This is a genomic window from Virgibacillus sp. LDC1, from assembly GCF_025792345.1.
In the GTDB taxonomy this organism is placed as follows: Bacteria; Bacillota; Bacilli; order Paenibacillales; family Paenibacillaceae; genus Paenibacillus_AQ; species Paenibacillus_AQ lautus.
This window is the reverse complement of sequence record NZ_JAOXLZ010000001.1, coordinates 438,086-455,800: the sequence shown is the minus strand read 5'-3', so window position 1 is coordinate 455,800 and position 17,715 is coordinate 438,086. Positions and strand designations below refer to the sequence as shown.

Below are 17,715 nucleotides of genomic sequence, written 5' to 3'. Positions count from 1 at the left end.
ACTTTATCGACGTACTTCCTTAGAAGTCAGACCGCATATAGCGGAAGTTTTTCTTGCGAGATAAGGAAGGGAAAACCTCGGAAGTGTATACTTCCTTATCTCTTAGATCAAGACTCCACGGAGAACAGATAGGAATAAATCGGCTGTCCGCCGTAGTGAACCTCAACCTCTGCGTTAGGATACTGCTCGCCAAGCCACTCCGTGAGTGCGTTGGTCGATTCCTCAGTTGCGTCCGCGCCGGTAAGCAGCGTCACGATTTCATCGCCGGACTCCAGCATTTTACCCAGCAAATCCTGGGAGGTCGTAATCAGATCCTCGTTTGCTGCAACGATGTTGGAATTGCGAATACCGATAAACTGGCCAGCCTTGATCTCGAGATCATCAATCGTTGTGTCCCGAACGGCATAGGTTACCTGCCCCGATTGCACGCGAGTGATCGCATCCAGCATGTTGTCGGTGTTCATATCCGCATTCTCGTCTTCCTGGAAAGCAAATGCCGCCGCGATCCCCTGCGGAATCGTCTTGCTCGGTATGACCGTTACGCTGCGTTCGCCTTCAAGAAGCTCTCTCGCCTGCTGGGCGGCCAGCACGATGTTGGAGTTGTTCGGCAGGATGTAAATCTGCTGCGCCGAGATCGAAGAAATCGCATTGACAAAATCCTCGGTGCTCGGGTTCATCGTCTGTCCCCCGGAGAGAACAACGTCTACGCCCAGGCTCTTGAATATATCGGAGATGCCTTCCCCTGACGATACCGCTATGAAGCCGTACGGTGCAATCTCGTCTGCCGGAGGAACAGCCGGAGCTTCCGGCGTCACGGTCTCTGCCGGAATATCTGCAAACAACTCGGGCATCGGTGCAATATCCATTCCCGTTGTCAGCAAATCACGATGCTGCTCGCGCATGTTCAATATATGAACCTGAGTGATCTCTCCATACATTAGCGCCAAATTCAACACTTCACCCGGAGCCTTGGAATGCACATGAACTTTGATCGTCTCGTCATCGGCGATGACAATGATGGAATCACCATTCACTGCAAGCGCTTTCCGGAACTTATCTTCATCAAAGTCTGCGCCCGTTCCTTCTCCGAGCTGCCTATTAATAAAGAATTCCATGTCATATAAAAATTCAATGTCCTCTGTGGACAGTCTGGACTGGGCAGAAGCCGGAGCTTGAACCGCCGAGAAGTCAGGGGCCGCTTGAAAGGCGGGGGCCTTGTTGCTCTGTTCGGCTTGTCCTTCCGCAACAGCAAACGATCCGGTTGGAGCGTCTTTTCTAAGTGCCTGCAAGAAACCTTCATAAATGTAAACCAAGCCCTGTCCACCCGAATCCACGACGCCAACCTGCTTCAGAACAGGGAGCATATCCGGCGTCTGGGACAGTGTTTCTTTGGCTTTGGCCAACACCTGCTCCATCAATTCCACGATATCGTTGTTGCGGCGGGAGAAATAGACCGCATGCTTGGCCGCTTCTTTAGCTACGGTAAGGATGGTACCTTCAACAGGCTTCACAACAGCTTTATACGCAGCTTCTACGCCTGTCTGCAGTGCTGCGGCGAATTGATGAGAATTTAGTTCTGTATAAGGTGCCGCATATCGGCTGAAACCACGGAACAGCTGGGACAGAATAACCCCCGAGTTCCCTCTGGCTCCCATCAGAAGCCCCTTGGACAGCACACCGGCACTATGCCCGACGGACTCCGAGTACTTACTCTTCAGTTCTGCCACACCTGCCGTCATCGTCAAATTCATGTTGGTCCCCGTGTCGCCGTCCGGCACCGGGAACACATTCAGGGAATTGACGTGTTCTGCATGCTGCTGCAGCTGCTCCGCTCCGGCTAGGACCATCGCGGTAAATTCTGTTCCATTCAAAGAACGCTTACTCAATGAGAATTCCCCTTCCTGGCTTGATACCCATAACACTACTTGTTGTAAATTTCATATCTATTTCATAGCTTATAGCTGACGAAATGCCCAGGCAGTAAATAAAAGACTTACCGTGATTAATGGATCATAAATCTAGGTTGGGCTATCCTCTCGTCCTCTACGCTTTCCGGCGGTTCCCAAGCCTCTTGAGAGCCCTGCCGAGCAGCCCACGAACTATTTCTTCGGAAATATTATGGACTAATCAACATTGTACTATAATGGCAAAGAGAAATAAATGTTTTTAGGACAGTTGACGGAGCAATTTTTACTGTGATATTATATTTAAGTATTGTTTCATGCAGGGTTAGGAACAAGGAGGTGTAATGAATGGCTCGCAAATGTTATGTAACTGGCAAGAAACCAAGCAGTGGTAACCATGTTTCTCACGCTAACAATCACAACAAGCGTTCTTGGGGTGTCAACGTTCAAAAGGTTCGCATTTTGGTAGATGGCAAGCCAAAACGTGTATACGTCAGCACTCGCGCTTTGAAATCCGGTAAAGTGACTCGCGTATAATCATCTTGTGTTATATGAAGAAAAACTTCTTAATCTCCAGGCACCATTTGTGGGCGATCCGGGACAAGGAAGTTTTTCTTGCGTTTAGATACATATTCTTCTTCTAAACAAAAAGCACCCTGAGCAGTTAGCAGGTGCTTTTTTTATTTAGATATAAGAAAAATGAAAGAGCAAAACTTCCGCTTTCTTATATCGCAAGAAAAACTTCCGGTCGAACGCGGTCTGTCCTCGATAAGTACGTCGCTAGACACTCTTCTTTTGATATAAGAAAGCGAAGGAGGACTAACGCGTTTTTTGGCTTTCTTATACCGCAAGAAAACTTCCGCATACAGATGCGGTATGTCCTCCATGCGCTCTATCGGAGTGTTCTTGCCTCTTTCCCCAGAACCGGCTAGGCGGCGTCAGTCCCAGGCGGAGGTTTTGTTACGCCGGGACAAGCTGTCAGCTCTTGTGAAACGTATTTAAGATGGCCTTCACAAAACCTCCCAAAAACTTCGGCAGCTTGAACGTATAGAATTTCATGTCTCACCCTCCCCATCATTCTCATGCCTTCCTAGATTATGTTATGCACCAAGCCCTTAGATGTGAACACAGACAAAAAAGGCTACATGAGAACCCAGCTCATGTAACCATATTTATGCGGGAACCCCGCGCCCTATGCATCCCGTTGCTCACGTTCTGGTCAAGATGTTACGCTGTCACGGATTTTGGCAATGGCTGCCGCGCGATCCGGCATGCCGAATACCGCGCTGCCCGCAACCAGGACATCCGCTCCCGCTTCCACCACAAGCGGCGCTGTCTCCGCTGTAATGCCGCCATCCACTTCAATATGGATATTCGGGTTGTCGGAGTTAGAAATCCATTCACGCAGCTGTGAGATCTTGTTTACCGTCCGCTCGATAAAAGCCTGTCCGCCAAACCCCGGGTTCACGGTCATTACCAGTACCAAATCCAAGTCAGGAAGCACTTCCTGAAGGACATGGGCCGGCGTAGCCGGATTGATCGCGACGCCGGCCTTCACGCCAAACTCTTTGATCAGATGGATGACGCGATGAAGATGCGGGCAGGTCTCGGCATGAACGGTGATCAGATCGGCTCCAGCCTTGGCGAAGTCCGCAATATACAGCTCCGGTTGCTCAATCATCAAGTGCACATCAAGCGTCAGGCTCGTATGGGGCCTGATCGCTTGGACGATCGGCGGCCCCAGCGTAATATTGGGTACAAAGTGTCCGTCCATAACGTCCACATGAATCCAATCGGCTCCGCCGGCCTCAGCCTCTTTAATTTCTTGTCCCAGCTTCGCAAAATCCGCTGACAATATGGATGGGGCAATTTTTATCATCATTCAGTACCTCCGTTTCTTGTCTTTCATCTCCGTATAAAACTCCACATAATGCTCATAACGGCTAGCCAGGATGATTCCATCCTCTTTGGCTTGGATCACCCGGCAGCCCGGCTCCTGCAGATGGCTGCAGCCTCTGAATTTACATTCGGCAGCATAAGGAGCAAATTCTCTGAAACAGGTCGATAACTCCTCGACACCCAGCTCCAGAAAATCCAGCTGGCTAAAGCCGGGTGTATCGGCAACATACCCCCCGTTATCAAGCTCAATCAGCTCCACATGACGTGTCGTATGCCGACCGCGGCCAAGACGCAGGCTAATTTCGCTCGTCTCCAGCGAGAGGCCTGGCATTAACGCATTCAGCAGGGACGATTTCCCGACACCGGATTGACCGGAGAAGACACTGATTCGACTGGCCAGGCGTTTCTTCACCTCTTCCGTCCCGATCCCTTGCAGAGAGCTGGTAATCAGCACTTCGTAACCAATCTCTTCATACTGGCGCTTCACCTGCTCCAGCACATCGTCGGTGGCGTCCACAAGATCCTGCTTCGTCAGGCAGATCAATGCCTCAAGGCCCTCATGCTCTATATGTACCAGAAACTTGTCCAGCAGATGCAGGCTCAGATCCGGTTCTTTGACCGAAAACAACAGCACCGCCAAGTCGACGTTCGCGACAGGCGGGCGAATTAGTTGGGAAGACCGTGGAAGAATTTCATCCACGGTCCCTTCCCCATTTTCAGTCAATGAGTACATCACGTGATCTCCAACGAGCGGAGAGATACCTTTCTTTTTGAAAATGCCGCGGGCTCTGCATTGAACCGCTGGGTCCTCCCCGGATATAATGTTGCCATCCTGCAGTGGTTTGACATAATAATATCCGCTTAGTGCCTTCACGATCAGTCCCTCTAGCATATAATAGGCCTCACCTTTCTTGTTGAAATTTAGTGTTCTCACGACTTGTTTCTAATCGTTACCATTACCTTTGCCATTACCCTTACCGTTTCCGTTGTTCCCGGAGTCCCAATGATAAGCAGCATCATCTTCCTCATTCGAGCCTTCCTCGCCATTTCCTTCATCCGGATTCGTGTCCACCGGTACATCAGGTTCAACAGGCGGCTGCTCAAAGGTCGGCTGCGGCACGGTACCATTCTTGACATCGCTGTAACTTACGCTGTACGTATCCACTTGGCGACCGTCACGGAAGATCATGACCGTTGCATGCTTGTCGGGAGCCAGCAGCAGCTTAACAGGTACCATTTCGGAAGTCGTAATGGTCTTATTCACGGCTTCCTGATTTTCTCCCAGCGCATCGCTGAAGACCACCCGGATTTTGCTTTCTTGACCTTCGACGCTCGGCGACACCGGTACGCTGTAATTATACTCAAGCGCATCCGAAGGATAGCCTGAGCTGACGAACAACGTGATTTTGGAGCCTGGAGCAACCTGTTCATTGGCCTCATGCGGCCACTGCTCTACTACGATGCCCTTCTTCACTTCATAACTGGATTTCTCTTTGATTGCCTCAACCTTAAAGCCATTGGATTCCAAAATATTGACGGCATTCTCCTGCTCTAAGCCAACCACGCCCGGCATAGGGACGAAATTCTTCCCCTCACTTACCGTTACGCTGATTACTTCCGTTTCCGGATCGATTTTTGTAGTGGCTTCCGGACTTTGTTTAAAGATCTTGCCTTGTGGCACTTCATCATTTTTTTCGGACGATCGTTTAATGGAGGTTTCCTTAACGCCAATCTCTTTTAACGCAGCAACAGCCTCATCAAACGTCTTCCCATTAAGGTCCGGCATTTCCGGAAGCGGCTTCGCATCCCCAACCGACAATTGAACCGGTGCCCCCTGCCTGAGCATGGTCTCTGGTTCCTTATCCTGGGCAAACACAATGCCTTCATCGACATTTGGTTTATATTCACGAATGACTTCCTCATCCACCGTCAAACCTTGGGCCTCAAGCGTGCGGATCGCATCCTCTTCCGTCATGCCTACTACTGGCGGCACCTTGACCTCCGGCACCTCCAGCATATTGTTCACATACATGACGACACCAAACATAATGCCGAGGAACAGGAGCACTGAGCCGATGATGATGGTCGGCTTGACCCATTTTTTCTTCGGTTTACCTGTCGGCTTTTCCTCAAAGTCCTCATCATCCGAGTCATCGTCTTCGTCATGATGCTGGCTGCTGCGCTGCATCGTTTTGAGCGCCGGCATGACCAGGGTAGAATCGGCATCGTCCTCGAACTCCATCTTCGGTTCGTTGAGTCGCATCGGCATCAAACACGTCTCGAGATCGTCCATCATCTCTTCGGCAGACTGGTAACGCTCCTCCGGGTTTTTGCGCATGGACTTCAGGATGATGTTCTCCACGCTTTGAGGAATGAGCGGATTCACTTCTCTAGGCTCATCAAATTCCTCCTGGAGGTGTTTCAGAGCAACACTAATGGGGCTCTCGCCCAGAAATGGGAGACGGGCCGTGAGCATTTGATATAACACAATACCAAGTGAGTATAAATCCGATTTTTCGCCCGTAACGACGCCCTTGGCGTGCTCCGGGGAAAAATAATGCACAGAACCCACAACAGAGCCTGTCTGCGTAATGGTTGTCGACGTGACCGCTCTGGCAATGCCAAAGTCGGTTACTTTGACCCTCCCATTACGGCCAATCAGAATATTATGCGGTTTAATGTCCCGGTGAATGATCTGGTTATGATGAGCGTGCCCCAGTGCATCACAGATCTGGGTAGCAATCCGCACAGCTTCTTCCACCTGCAGCGGTGCCCGTTCTTTTATAATTTCATTCAAATTCTGACCTTCGATATATTCCATGACGATGTAATGCACATCTTCCTCTTGGCCCACATCATAGATGCTGACCACGTTGGAATGCGACAACGAAGCCGCTGATTGTGCTTCACGCCGGAAACGGCGAATAAATTCCTCGTCGTGCACAAACTGCTGGCGCAGCACTTTGATTGCTACATTCCGGTTCAGCAAAATATCCTGAGCCTTGTAGACCAGCGCCATGCCACCGCCACCGATGCGTTCTATAATTTTATAACGACCAGCCAATTCATGTCCGATCATGAATCCCACCCCTTTATACGTTGCCCGACAACTTCTTCTTGATGTTCAAACATGGCGACCGTGATGTTGTCCTCACCGCCGGCAAGAAGTGCCAGTTGAAGCAGGCGATCCGCTCTTTCTTCCAGAGGAAGGTCAAGTGAACCGGAAATCTGTCCGATCAGCTCGCGGCTGACCCGGTTGCTGAGCCCGTCACTGCAGAGCAGCAGCACTTCGCCTTCTCCGATCGTAACCGGTGTAAGCTCAACCGTCACATCCACATCCGTTCCTAGCGCCCGGCTTAATACATTTTTCCGGGGATGGGTCTCCAGTTGATCTTCCGTAATCTGACCACTCTTAAAAAGCTCATTGACCAATGTGTGATCATCTGTGAGTCGAATCACTTGTCCGGGAACGACTTTGTAAGCCCTGCTGTCCCCGATATGTCCGATATAGCCTTCGGAACCTCGCAGCAGCACCGCTACAATCGTCGTGCCCATATTGTGAAGCCGCTCATCAGCCGAGGCTTCCCGATAGATAACGGCATTGGCATGCAATATGGCATCACCAAGCGCAGCCCGGATACTTTCCATGGACATGTCCTGTTCCAAAGAGGACAAATCCTCGGCCACGGTATCTACCGCAAGCCTGCTGGCGGTGTCACCCGCAAGGTGACCTCCCATACCGTCAGCAACCACACCCAAGGTATAGCCATGCTCCAGTGTGCTAACAAATACCGAATCTTCATTAACAGGACGAACGCGTCCCACATGGCTTACATGAACCGTCTTGATCAAATCTTCTCACCTCAACTCCATATGCTTGGCCCGCAGCTGACCGCAAGCGGCAGCGATATCATGGCCTTGTTCACGACGGATGGTCACATTGACCCCCTTGTCTGCTAACGCACGTTGAAATTTGAAAATATCGTTACGCGATGTGCGAACATATTTCCGTTCCGGCACATGGTTAACCGGAATCAGATTGACGAAGCAGTTCATATCCTTAATGACGTCCGCAAGCTCTTCGGCATGCTCAACCTGATCGTTTACGCCGCCGATCAAGGCGTATTCAAACGTAATGCGCCGCCCGGTTTTTGCCTGGTAATAACGAAGCGACTCAATCACGTCGTCGAACGGGAACCGGCGGTTAACAGGCATTAGCTTGGAGCGCAGCTTATCGTTCGGTGCATGTATGGAGATGGCCAGATTAATCTGGGTATCCTCTTCCGTGAATTTATAGATGTTAGGCACAATGCCACTCGTCGAAACGGTGATGTGGCGCTGGCCGATATTCAATCCTTTTTCATGGATCATCGTGCGCAGAAACTTCATCGTCGCTTCATAGTTCTCAAACGGTTCGCCCGAGCCCATGATCACGATGCTGCCGACACGTTCTCCCGTTTTATCGAGAATCTTCTGCGCCTGAACCACTTGGGCAACAATCTCGCCGGAGGTCAGATTTCGTTTCAAGCCACCCAGCGTGGATGCGCAGAACGTACATCCGATACGGCAGCCTACCTGCGTTGTCACGCAGATGCTGTTGCCGTAATTGTGCCTCATGATGACGGTCTCGATCGCATGGTCATCATGTAAGCCGAACAGAAACTTGACCGTTCCGTCCTTCGACTCCAGCTTGGTGATTTCCGTCAAGGTAACAAAACTGAACTCCTGCTCCAGCTTCGAGCGAAGCTCCTTGGATAGATTCGTCATTTCCGCAAAGTCGTTCACCCGCTTCACGTACAGCCAGTCATAAATCTGGGTTCCGCGAAACGCCGGCTCCCCATTCTCTTGAGCCCATGCTTGAAGCTCTTCCAGTGAATAATCATATATAAAAGGTTTCATTCTCACCACACCTGTCTAATTTAGAGGATGTCCAGCCAGCATTCTTCCGAACTCTCCCTATTACATTCATATGCATCTCTTTTTTCATTCTTCCTATTCTAACATAAATAAAAGAGACGGTAAAAGAGGAAAACCCGCCGGCATTGGCGGGATACGACTATAGTCATGGCGGCAGCGCCCTTATGAGGGGCGTCTGCCGAGTCTTGCAATGTAAAAACCGTCACTATGATAGTGCTGGGGCAGAATTTGAATCCCGCCTCCTTGCAGAAGCGATTTCTTTTCCAGCCGGCTTAAGGCGCCAAGACCATCTTCCGCGATTTCAAACTCGGAATGGCCTTCCAGAAAAGCAGATACAACGCCTTCATTCTCCAGCGGTTCAATCGTACACGTGCTGTATACCAAGAGTCCTCCGGGACGAAGCAAGGTAGAGACCGACTCCAGCAGCCTTAGCTGCAGCGCCGCAATTTCATGAATGTCCTCCTGTGACTTGCCCCACTTCAGATCGGGCTTGCGGCGGATGACGCCAAGGCCCGAGCAGGGAGCATCCAGCAAAATTCGGTCAAAAGACGCAGGCTCGAAGCGGTCAACCAAATCCAGCGCGTCCCCGGTCACGATCGAAATGCTGTCCAGTCCCAAACGGCTGGCCTGATCCGAGATCAGCTTGCCTTTATGCGCATGAATGTCGTTAGCGACAATGCTGCCTTCATCCTTCATCAGCTCGCCCATGTGGGCACTTTTCCCGCCCGGGGCCGCGCAGCAATCCAGCACCCGCATCCCCGGCTCGGGCTTAACAGCCTCGGCGACCAGCATGGAGCTTTCATCCTGGATCGAAATCATTCCGTCCCGGTACCATTCGGTCAAGGCCATATTGCCCGCTCCTTTTACGACAATCCCATAGGGGCTGAGCGACGAAGGGGTGGCATCGAGGCCGTGGCTGCTCATTAATGTCAGCATGTCCTCACGGCTGATCATCGTGGTATTCACCCTGACGCTGACTGCCGGCGGTTCATTGTTTGCGGCACAGATCGCTTCTGTCGTCTCGATCCCGTACTGGGATATCCAGCGCTCCACCAGCCACTGCGGATGGGAGTGCAGCAGAGAAATGCGCTGAGCAGTCGGCATATTCTCCGGAATCGCCAAGCTTTCCTTCTGGCGCAAAATATTCCGAAGCACCCCGTTCACCATACCGGAAATCCCTTGATGCCCGCGGCGCTTCGCCAGATTAACGGCCTCGCTGACAACCGCGTGATCCGGAATCCGATCCAGATATACGACCTGATACAGACTGATGCGAAGCAGCGCCCTTACCCACGGCTGAAGCTTCTGTACCCCTTTTTTGACAAACTTGTCCAAAAAATAATCAAGCGTGTTCAGCCGCGAGATCGTGCCATAGATCAGCTCCGTGGCAAGTCCCGCGTCGCTCTTCGCAAGCGAGGACTTCTGCAGGGCCGTGTTGAGCAGGAGATTGCTGTACGCTCCCTCCTGCTCAACCTGTGTCAATACATTCATCGCCAGCTCCCGCGGGGAGTCCAATCGCCCCTTCGGGCTGCGGTTTCCGCTCACGTCAGCACCGTCCCGGCCGTCAGGCTCGTCCCGCGCACGAATTGCGCTGCATCCATTGCCTTCTTGCCGCTGGGCTGAACCGTAAGCAGCGTCAGCGCGCCGTCTCCTGTTTTCACGACGATCCCTTTCTCCTGCAGCTCAAGCACGGTCCCGGGTTGCGCATCGCCAGCTGGCTTCTGGGCGCTGTCCGGCTTAGCTGCTGCCCATACTTTAAACACTTCGCCGTTCCACAGCGTGAATCCGCCGGAATAAGGAACCAGGCCGCGAATCTGATCGTAGATTTCGCGGGAAGTTCGGCTCCAGTCGATTCTCTCGTCATCCCGGGTCAAATTCGGAGCATACGTTGCCTTCGAATCATCCTGAGGCTCGGCCTCCACCTTGCCCTTCACGAGCCGCGGCAGCTCCCGCCGAAGCAGCTCGGCGCCGGCTTGGCTCAGCTTCTCGAACATGGTTCCGGCCGTATCGTTGTCTTCGATAGGGACCTCGGTGCGGGCGATCATGTCCCCGGTGTCGAGTCCCTCCGCCATATACATCAGCGTGATGCCTGTGACGGACTCTCCGTTGATGATGCTCCGCTGAATCGGCGCTCCTCCCCGGTAAGCGGGGAGCAGCGAGCCGTGGACGTTCAGGCAGCCAAGCGCTGGCATATCCAGCACGGATTTCGGCAGGATTTGGCCGTAGGCGGCCGTGACAATCAAGTCAGGCTTATATTCGGCCAGTTCGGCCACGGCTTCCGGATTCCGCAGGCGCTGCGGCTGCAGAACAGGGATGCCGTGACGAAGAGCGGCTTCCTTAACCGGCGTTGGAGTCAGCACTTTTTTACGCCCTTGCGGACGGTCAGGCTGAGTAACAACGGCAGCTATGGAATAACCTTCGGCAATCAACATTTCCAGGCTGGGTACTGCAAAGGCCGGGGTGCCCATAAATACGATATTCATCGATTCTCCAGCTCTTTTCTCGGCTGTTCCGGAACATACTCATACACCCGGTCAGCGATTTCCGTAAACAGCACCCCGTTCAGATGATCGATTTCATGTTGAAACGCTCTCGCAAGCAGCCCGGTACCCGTAATGACAAGCTCTTTGCCTTCGCGGTCAAGCCCCTTAACCGTCACTTTCTCCGCACGGCGCACATCCCCGTTCCATCCCGGAATGCTCAGGCAGCCCTCCGGCCCGAATTGCTCGCCTTCGCTCTCCACGATCTCCGGATTGATCATCTTGATCAAGCCATGCTCGTCACCGGCATCGATTACGATCAGACGCTTCAAAATGCCGACCTGCGGCGCAGCCAATCCGACGCCTTCCGCATCGTACATAGTGTCGGCCATATCGTCCAGGAGCTTTTGAACGTTCGGCGTAATTTTGGTAACTTCCTTTGCCTTTTTATGAAGAACCTCATCCGGTTCTTTAACGATAATTCGAATCGCCATGTCTATGACACCATCCTTGTGCTTTTCATCATTGTATGCTGTATTACATTAACATTTGCGGATCAACGTCAATACTGATCTGGAGCTTGCTGTCCCGCGCCGAATCCTGAAGCTTCTCGGCAACCGAACGCACCAGCGAGACAGCATCCATCGTTCCCCGCCATTTTATCATACATTGAAATCTGTATCTATTTTTCAACCGTGGAATGGGAGAAGCTACCGGACCCAATATATCGAGCGCGCTGGCGTCGAATCGGTCCAGGCTTCCAAACCATCCCCGGCGGTCGGATTCGCTTTTGATCGTCGCGGCGAAATTCTCCGCCATTCTTACCAGCAGCGGCAGCTGTTCATGCGACAGCGTCACCAGGATCAGCCTGCAATACGGCGGATAATGGAGCGCTTTGCGGTGCTTCAGCTCGTCTTTAACGAAGGATAAATAATCATGGCTGCTTGCATGGATAATCGAATAATGCTCGGGCGTATAGGATTGGATAACCACTTCACCCGGCAGCTGATGGCGGCCTGCTCTTCCGGCAACCTGAGTGAGCAGCTGAAACGTCTTCTCGGCCGCCCGGAAATCGGGCAGGTTCAAGGCCGAATCGGCCGTAATGACACCGACCAAGGTGACATCGGGGAAATCCAGGCCTTTGGCGACCATCTGGGTGCCTAGCAGCACGTCCCCCTTTTTATCCCGAAACTGCTTCAGCAGCTTCTCATGGGAGCCCTTCTCGGTCGTCGTATCGACGTCCATCCGAATGACGCGAATGCCGGGAAACAGCTTGGCCAATTCTTCCTCGACACGCTGCGTCCCCGTACCGAAATAACGTATATGCTCGCTTCCGCAATCCGGGCAAACCTCCGGCGCTTGTGCGGCATAACCGCAATAATGGCATCGCAAATTATTCGATTTCTGATGATAGGTTAGCGAAATGTCGCATTCCGGACAGCCTGCCACATATCCGCAGCTCCGGCACATGACAAACGTGGAGTAACCCCGCCGATTCAACAGCAGCACCGTCTGTTCACCGCGTTCCAGCCTTGTCGAAATCGCGGCATGCAAGGAGCGGCTGAACATGGATCGATTTCCTTCACGGAGCTCCTCCCGCATATCCACGACCTGGACCTCCGGCAGCTTGTTGCCCAGCGCACGGCTCGGCATCTCCAGCAGATGAGGCGCAAAATCATCCTGAGCTTGCGATCTCGCCGCATGGTAGCTCTCCAGCGAAGGGGTTGCCGAACCCAGAATGACGGCTGCACCGGTCAGCCGGGCACGGTGAATCGCAACATCCCTGGCATGGTACTTCGGCGTCTCTTCCTGCTTATAAGAGCCTTCGTGCTCTTCATCCATAATGATCAGGCCCAGACGGTCAAACGGCGCAAATACCGCCGATCGCGCACCCACGACAACGGACGCCCGGCCTTCTCTTATTTTCCGCCATTCATCATAACGCTCCCCATCCGAGAGCCGGCTGTGCATGACAGCTACACGGTCGCCAAAACGGGCTTTGAACCTCTCCACCATTTGCGGTGTCAGCGATATCTCAGGTACCAGGACAATCGCTTGACGCTCCTGTTCGAGACAGCGCTGAATGGTCTGCAAGTAGATTTCGGTCTTGCCGCTGCCGGTTACCCCGTGCAGGAGAAACACGCCATGCTTGCGTTCATCCAGCTTGTGCACGATACTGCGGTACACCGCTTGCTGCTCCGGTGTGAGCGCCAATGGGGTGCTGGGCGTAAAATGCCGCCCTCGATACGGATCCCGGAACACTTCGATATCCTCAAGGGTAATCAGCCCTTTGTCAGCCAGCGCCTTTACGGTGCCTGCGGTGACGCCCAGCGTCTGCAGCAGATCCTTCTGCGATATCGGCAGAAATGCTTCCATCTCCAATATATATTGGAGCACTTCCTTCTGACGCTGGGCCTTGGCAGGAAATGAAGCCAGCGCCTGTTGCGCTTCCTCGCTCGATACGGCAAGCTCTACCGCTTTCATCGTTTTTTTCTGCAGTTTATCCTTGATTTGCTGAAACTCACTCAGCCGTCCTCGGCCGATCAGCGCTTTAATGGTAGCAACTCCATCCGGAAATGCTCGGGTTAACTGCTGGAGCGAAACCTCGCCTCTCTGACTGACAAACCGGATCATTTCCTGCTCCGACTCGCTTTCCGGCAGCAGCGCAAATAATCCGTCGCTTTCCTCCGTCAGACCTGCGTCTGGCTCGCTAAGGGAAATATATCGCTCGGCTTTCCCCTTCAGCGCCGTTGGCAGCATCGATTGCAAGACCGATATATAACGGCATGCATAACGCTCCTTCATCCATTCTCCAAGCTCAATCAGTTCAGGCGAAAGAGGCGGCATCACATCGAGCACTTCCTGAATCGGCTTCATTTTGGCCGTATCCATCTCGGGCCTTGGATGCAAAGAGACCACGAACCCTTGGAGCGTACGGTGCCCAAACGGCACGCCGACCCGGCTGCCTACCTCAACCCAGGGCCGGAGTTCCTCGGGAATCAAATAATCAAAAGGTCGGTCCGTATCCTTGGACGGCACGTCCACAATCACGCGGGCCATTTCCATCAGGATGACCTCCCGGACAACCGATCAGCCGCCAGCGTTAACAGCCTCTGGGCCACTTCCTCCTTGGACATCACTGGGAGCTGGAGGACCAGTCCTTCTGCATCAAAAATATGAACGCTGTTCGTATCCGTGCGGAAGCCCGCTCCTTCCTGTGTAACATCGTTAGCAACGATCAAATCGCAATTTTTACGTTTCAACTTTTCCCTGGCGAACTGCTCCACCGTATCGGTTTCAGCCGCAAATCCGATTAAGAACTGGGAGGTTTTTTGGCGTCCCAGACTCTCCAGAATGTCCGTTGTCTTGACAAGATCCAGCGTCATGGTCTCCCCGCGCTTTTTGATCTTTGATGTCGCTACCTCCGCAGGGCGATAATCGGCAACCGCCGCCGCTTTGACCACGATATCGCTATGATCGAACACGCGCAGCACCGCTTCGTACATATCTTGGGCCGATTCCACCTTTTCCGTCCGGATTCCCTCTGGTGGAGCTTCATCGGTATGAGCGGCAATCAGGTGAACATCCGCTCCCAGCTGCTTGGCCGCTTTCGCGATCGCAAATCCCATTTTTCCGGAAGAATCATTCGTTATATACCGGACCGGATCAATGCGTTCGATCGTGCCGCCGGCCGTGACAACTACCTTTTTACCATGCAATATGCCTGTGGTGCTGCTCGCTATTTCTTCATTCAACGCCACAGGCTGTACTGCACGTTCTCGGAAAAACCGTTCAACCACATCAACAATCGTATCAGGCTCTTCCATCCGTCCCTTTCCGACGTATCCGCAAGCGAGAAGCCCCTCCCCAGGTTCAATCATGGACACCCCGCGGGAGACCAGCGTCTCCATATTCGCCATGACGGCCGGATGCGTGTACATATGCACGTTCATTGCCGGCGAGATCATGACAGGTGCCGTGGTCGCTAGCAGCGTCGTGGTCAGCATGTCATCCGCCAGGCCATGTGCCATCTTGCCGATGACATTGGCTGTGGCCGGAGCGATCAACACCAAATCGGCCAGATCGGCCAAGTGGATATGCGAGACGACCGATGGGTCCCGTTCATCAAAGGTATCGCTATAAACCGGGTTTTTGGTCAGCGTTTGAAGCGTTAATTCCGGAATGAATTGCTTCGCGGATTCCGTCATAATGACATGCACATCCGCCCCCCTCTGGACAAGCCTGCTGCATAAAGTCGCTGCTTTATACGCGGCAATGCCACCTGTAACGCCAAGCACAATGACTTTTCCGTTCAACATGACAATCCCCCGCTTTCCATTGTATAAAGGCTACATTCTCATATCTTCTCAAAAAAATAACAACCTTTCGGTTGTCACATTTTCGCGCGCTAACGCATGTTATTCAAATATTGAAGAAAAAGTCTTAGTCCTGTCCCTTCTCGATTTTCACGTAGTCGCCATAGATTTCTTCCAGAGCGACACCGACAAACTTATGGGATTTCGGATTCTTCAACTCGCTGACTCCGCCTTCACGCAACTGGCGTGCACGGCGGGAAGCCGCAACCACAAGAGAATATTTACTGTCTACCTTATTCATCATTTCATCAATGGATGGATATAACATGGCGAAGCACCTCTTCTTCTTTTACTTGAAAGTTAACACCGTCTATGAATAGACAGGTTACTTTCTCACCTTACAATGTTCGGCAATAATGATAGATTGTATTCTCTCACAAGCGAGATTGATTTCATCGTTCACTACCGCATAATCATAATGCTGCAGCAAATTGATTTCGTCAACCGCTACGGACATGCGGTGGTCGATGGTCGCTTGACTCTCTGTTCCCCGGCCCTGGATCCGATCTTTCAGCTCATCCAGAGACGGCGGCATCAGAAACACAAAGATACCTTCCGGAAACTTCTCCTTGACCTTCAGTGCACCCTGCACTTCGATCTCCAGTATAATATCCTTGCCGGAGGCTAAAGTTTCTTCCACAAAATCACGCGGGGTTCCATAATAGTTCCCGACGTATTCCGCATATTCGAGAAGCTGGTCGTTCTCAATCATATCCATGAATTGTTCCCGACTTTTGAAAAAATAGTTCACACCATTTACCTCACCGAGCCGCGGCGAACGCGTCGTAGCCGACACCGAATACACCAGCTCCGGAACCCGGCTGCGAAGCGCCGTACAGACGGTTCCTTTTCCCACCCCGGAAGGACCGGACAATACAATCAATAATCCTCTAGACATAGTACTCCTCATCTTATTCGTCGTTGTCGTCATCTTTGCTGGACAGACGGTGAGCCACCGTTTCTGGCTGCACAGCCGATAAAATCACGTGGTCGCTATCCGTAATAATAACAGCCCGTGTCCTTCGGCCATATGTAGCATCAATCAGCATATGACGGTCCCGTGCTTCTTGAATGATCCTCTTGATCGGAGCCGATTCAGGACTCACGATTGAGATGATCCGATTGGCCGATACGATGTTTCCGAAGCCAATATTAATAAGTTTGATTGCCATAGTGCGGTTGCTCCCCCTATACATTTGACTCTTACTTGCCGATGAAGCTGCGGTCATTCCACATTAGCGGCTTGTTCACGAATCTTCTCCAGTTCCGCTTTCATTTCGACAACACGGTTTACCAGAGTCAGATGATTGGCTTTCGATCCAATCGTATTGACTTCTCTGTTCATTTCTTGAATCAGAAAATCCAGTTTACGGCCTACAGGGCTCTTCTGATGAAGCAGCTCTCTGCATTGCTCCAAATGGCTGTGAAGTCGAATCAACTCCTCGTCCACATTGGAACGTTCAGCAAACAGCGCGACTTCCATTCCGAATATATGTTCATCAACAGCAAGCGATCCGTCATCAAGAGATTCTATGCGCTGCCGCAGACGCTTCCGGTACTCTTCCTGAACTGCCGGAGCAAGTTCGGTCATCTCTCGGTGAAGCAGCATCAATCGGTCAAGCCTCTGCCCGATATCCTTCACGAGAAAAGAGCCTTCCCTGCTGCGCATCTGGATCAGACCCTCCAGCGCTTGTTCAAGACCTTGAAGAAGCGCATCATTCCATAACTTCTGCTGCGCTTCATCCATGGGAAGTCCGCTCGGACTAACAAGAACATCTGGCAGCGACAAAATATCCCGCACCGCCAGATCTCCCTTGATTCCATATGACTTCAAATCCTCGGCTGCCTGTAAATACGCCTGAACCATGGCGTGGTTCAGCACGGCACCCTGGGACTCGCCGTTGTTTTCCTTGTTAATATAAACATCAATCCGTCCGCGTCCGATTCGGCTCTGTACCATCCGTCGAAGTGAATCCTCGAAGAGAGCCCATTCACGGGGCATACGAAAGACGATTTCACAATACCGATGATTGACTGACTTCACTTCGAAAGAGATACTGTAACCTTGAAAATCGACAACGGATTGCCCATATCCGGTCATGCTCAATGACATCGGAATCACATCCATTACACTATTGT

The 17,715-nt window shown here is 52.1% G+C and carries 17 protein-coding genes; 1 reads left to right on the top strand and 16 read right to left on the bottom strand.

Annotation, left to right across the window (positions count from 1 at the left end; all coding sequences use genetic code 11):
• Positions 1–107: 107 nt before the first annotated feature.
• A complete protein-coding gene (locus OHJ21_RS02095; RefSeq protein WP_486019243.1) occupies positions 108–1,886 on the bottom strand; it encodes a DAK2 domain-containing protein in 1,779 nt (592 codons plus the stop codon).
• 366 nt (positions 1,887–2,252) lie between these two features.
• Here OHJ21_RS02095 and rpmB point away from each other — a divergent pair, with 366 nt between their 5' ends.
• On the top strand, positions 2,253–2,441 hold the full coding sequence (gene rpmB / locus OHJ21_RS02090; protein ID WP_006209230.1) for a 50S ribosomal protein L28: 189 nt from the start codon (positions 2,253–2,255) through the stop codon (positions 2,439–2,441).
• Positions 2,442–2,882: 441 nt separating this feature from the next.
• Here the strand turns inward: rpmB and spoVM are convergent, their stop codons facing one another.
• The 15 genes from spoVM to OHJ21_RS02015 all read right to left on the bottom strand — a co-directional run bounded on the left by spoVM (position 2,883) and on the right by OHJ21_RS02015 (position 17,689).
• Complete coding sequence (spoVM, locus tag OHJ21_RS02085) at positions 2,883–2,963, bottom strand: stage V sporulation protein SpoVM (RefSeq protein WP_034273235.1); 81 nt, start codon at positions 2,961–2,963, stop codon at positions 2,883–2,885.
• 160 nt (positions 2,964–3,123) lie between these two features.
• The gene (rpe, locus tag OHJ21_RS02080; RefSeq protein WP_100539299.1) at positions 3,124–3,783 is read right to left on the bottom strand and encodes a ribulose-phosphate 3-epimerase; all 660 of its coding nucleotides are present in this window, start codon (positions 3,781–3,783) and stop codon (positions 3,124–3,126) included.
• A gap of 3 nt (positions 3,784–3,786) precedes the next feature.
• A complete protein-coding gene (gene rsgA, locus OHJ21_RS02075) occupies positions 3,787–4,695 on the bottom strand; it encodes a ribosome small subunit-dependent GTPase A (RefSeq protein WP_100536107.1) in 909 nt (302 codons plus the stop codon).
• A 51-nt stretch (positions 4,696–4,746) separates the two neighbouring features.
• Positions 4,747–6,882, bottom strand: coding sequence for a Stk1 family PASTA domain-containing Ser/Thr kinase (gene pknB, locus OHJ21_RS02070; protein ID WP_394057052.1), 2,136 nt, complete (start codon positions 6,880–6,882; stop codon positions 4,747–4,749).
• A complete protein-coding gene (locus OHJ21_RS02065; RefSeq protein WP_076320735.1) occupies positions 6,879–7,655 on the bottom strand; it encodes a Stp1/IreP family PP2C-type Ser/Thr phosphatase in 777 nt (258 codons plus the stop codon). The genes pknB and OHJ21_RS02065 overlap by 4 nt, the downstream gene beginning before the upstream one ends.
• A 6-nt stretch (positions 7,656–7,661) precedes the next feature.
• Positions 7,662–8,702, bottom strand: coding sequence for a dual-specificity RNA methyltransferase RlmN (gene rlmN, locus OHJ21_RS02060; protein WP_100536104.1), 1,041 nt, complete (start codon positions 8,700–8,702; stop codon positions 7,662–7,664).
• A 180-nt stretch (positions 8,703–8,882) separates the two neighbouring features.
• Entirely contained in the window at positions 8,883–10,265 is a 1,383-nt protein-coding gene (gene rsmB / locus OHJ21_RS02055) for a 16S rRNA (cytosine(967)-C(5))-methyltransferase RsmB (protein ID WP_486019242.1), read from the bottom strand.
• Positions 10,262–11,203 (bottom strand): methionyl-tRNA formyltransferase, encoded by a 942-nt coding sequence (fmt, locus tag OHJ21_RS02050; protein WP_486019241.1) that lies wholly within the window; start codon positions 11,201–11,203, stop codon positions 10,262–10,264. The genes rsmB and fmt overlap by 4 nt, the downstream gene beginning before the upstream one ends.
• Positions 11,200–11,694 carry a peptide deformylase gene (gene def, locus OHJ21_RS02045; protein WP_100536101.1) on the bottom strand — a complete coding sequence of 165 codons (495 nt, stop codon included), beginning with the start codon at positions 11,692–11,694 and terminating at the stop codon, positions 11,200–11,202. Before def ends, fmt begins: the two co-directional genes overlap by 4 nt.
• 43 nt (positions 11,695–11,737) lie before the next feature.
• Positions 11,738–14,266, bottom strand: a complete 2,529-nt coding sequence (gene priA, locus OHJ21_RS02040) for a primosomal protein N' (protein ID WP_486019240.1) — start codon at positions 14,264–14,266, stop codon at positions 11,738–11,740.
• The gene (gene coaBC / locus OHJ21_RS02035) at positions 14,266–15,519 is read right to left on the bottom strand and encodes a bifunctional phosphopantothenoylcysteine decarboxylase/phosphopantothenate--cysteine ligase CoaBC (RefSeq protein WP_326112362.1); all 1,254 of its coding nucleotides are present in this window, start codon (positions 15,517–15,519) and stop codon (positions 14,266–14,268) included. The genes priA and coaBC overlap by 1 nt, the downstream gene beginning before the upstream one ends.
• A gap of 124 nt (positions 15,520–15,643) precedes the next feature.
• Entirely contained in the window at positions 15,644–15,844 is a 201-nt protein-coding gene (gene rpoZ / locus OHJ21_RS02030) for a DNA-directed RNA polymerase subunit omega (protein ID WP_100536098.1), read from the bottom strand.
• Between the two features lie 57 nt (positions 15,845–15,901).
• Positions 15,902–16,474 (bottom strand): guanylate kinase, encoded by a 573-nt coding sequence (gene gmk / locus OHJ21_RS02025; RefSeq protein ID WP_326112364.1) that lies wholly within the window; start codon positions 16,472–16,474, stop codon positions 15,902–15,904.
• Between the two features lie 13 nt (positions 16,475–16,487).
• On the bottom strand, positions 16,488–16,748 hold the full coding sequence (gene remA, locus OHJ21_RS02020) for an extracellular matrix/biofilm regulator RemA (protein ID WP_006209218.1): 261 nt from the start codon (positions 16,746–16,748) through the stop codon (positions 16,488–16,490).
• A gap of 53 nt (positions 16,749–16,801) precedes the next feature.
• The gene (locus tag OHJ21_RS02015; RefSeq protein ID WP_486019239.1) at positions 16,802–17,689 is read right to left on the bottom strand and encodes a YicC/YloC family endoribonuclease; all 888 of its coding nucleotides are present in this window, start codon (positions 17,687–17,689) and stop codon (positions 16,802–16,804) included.
• Between the last annotated feature and the right edge of the window lie 26 nt (positions 17,690–17,715).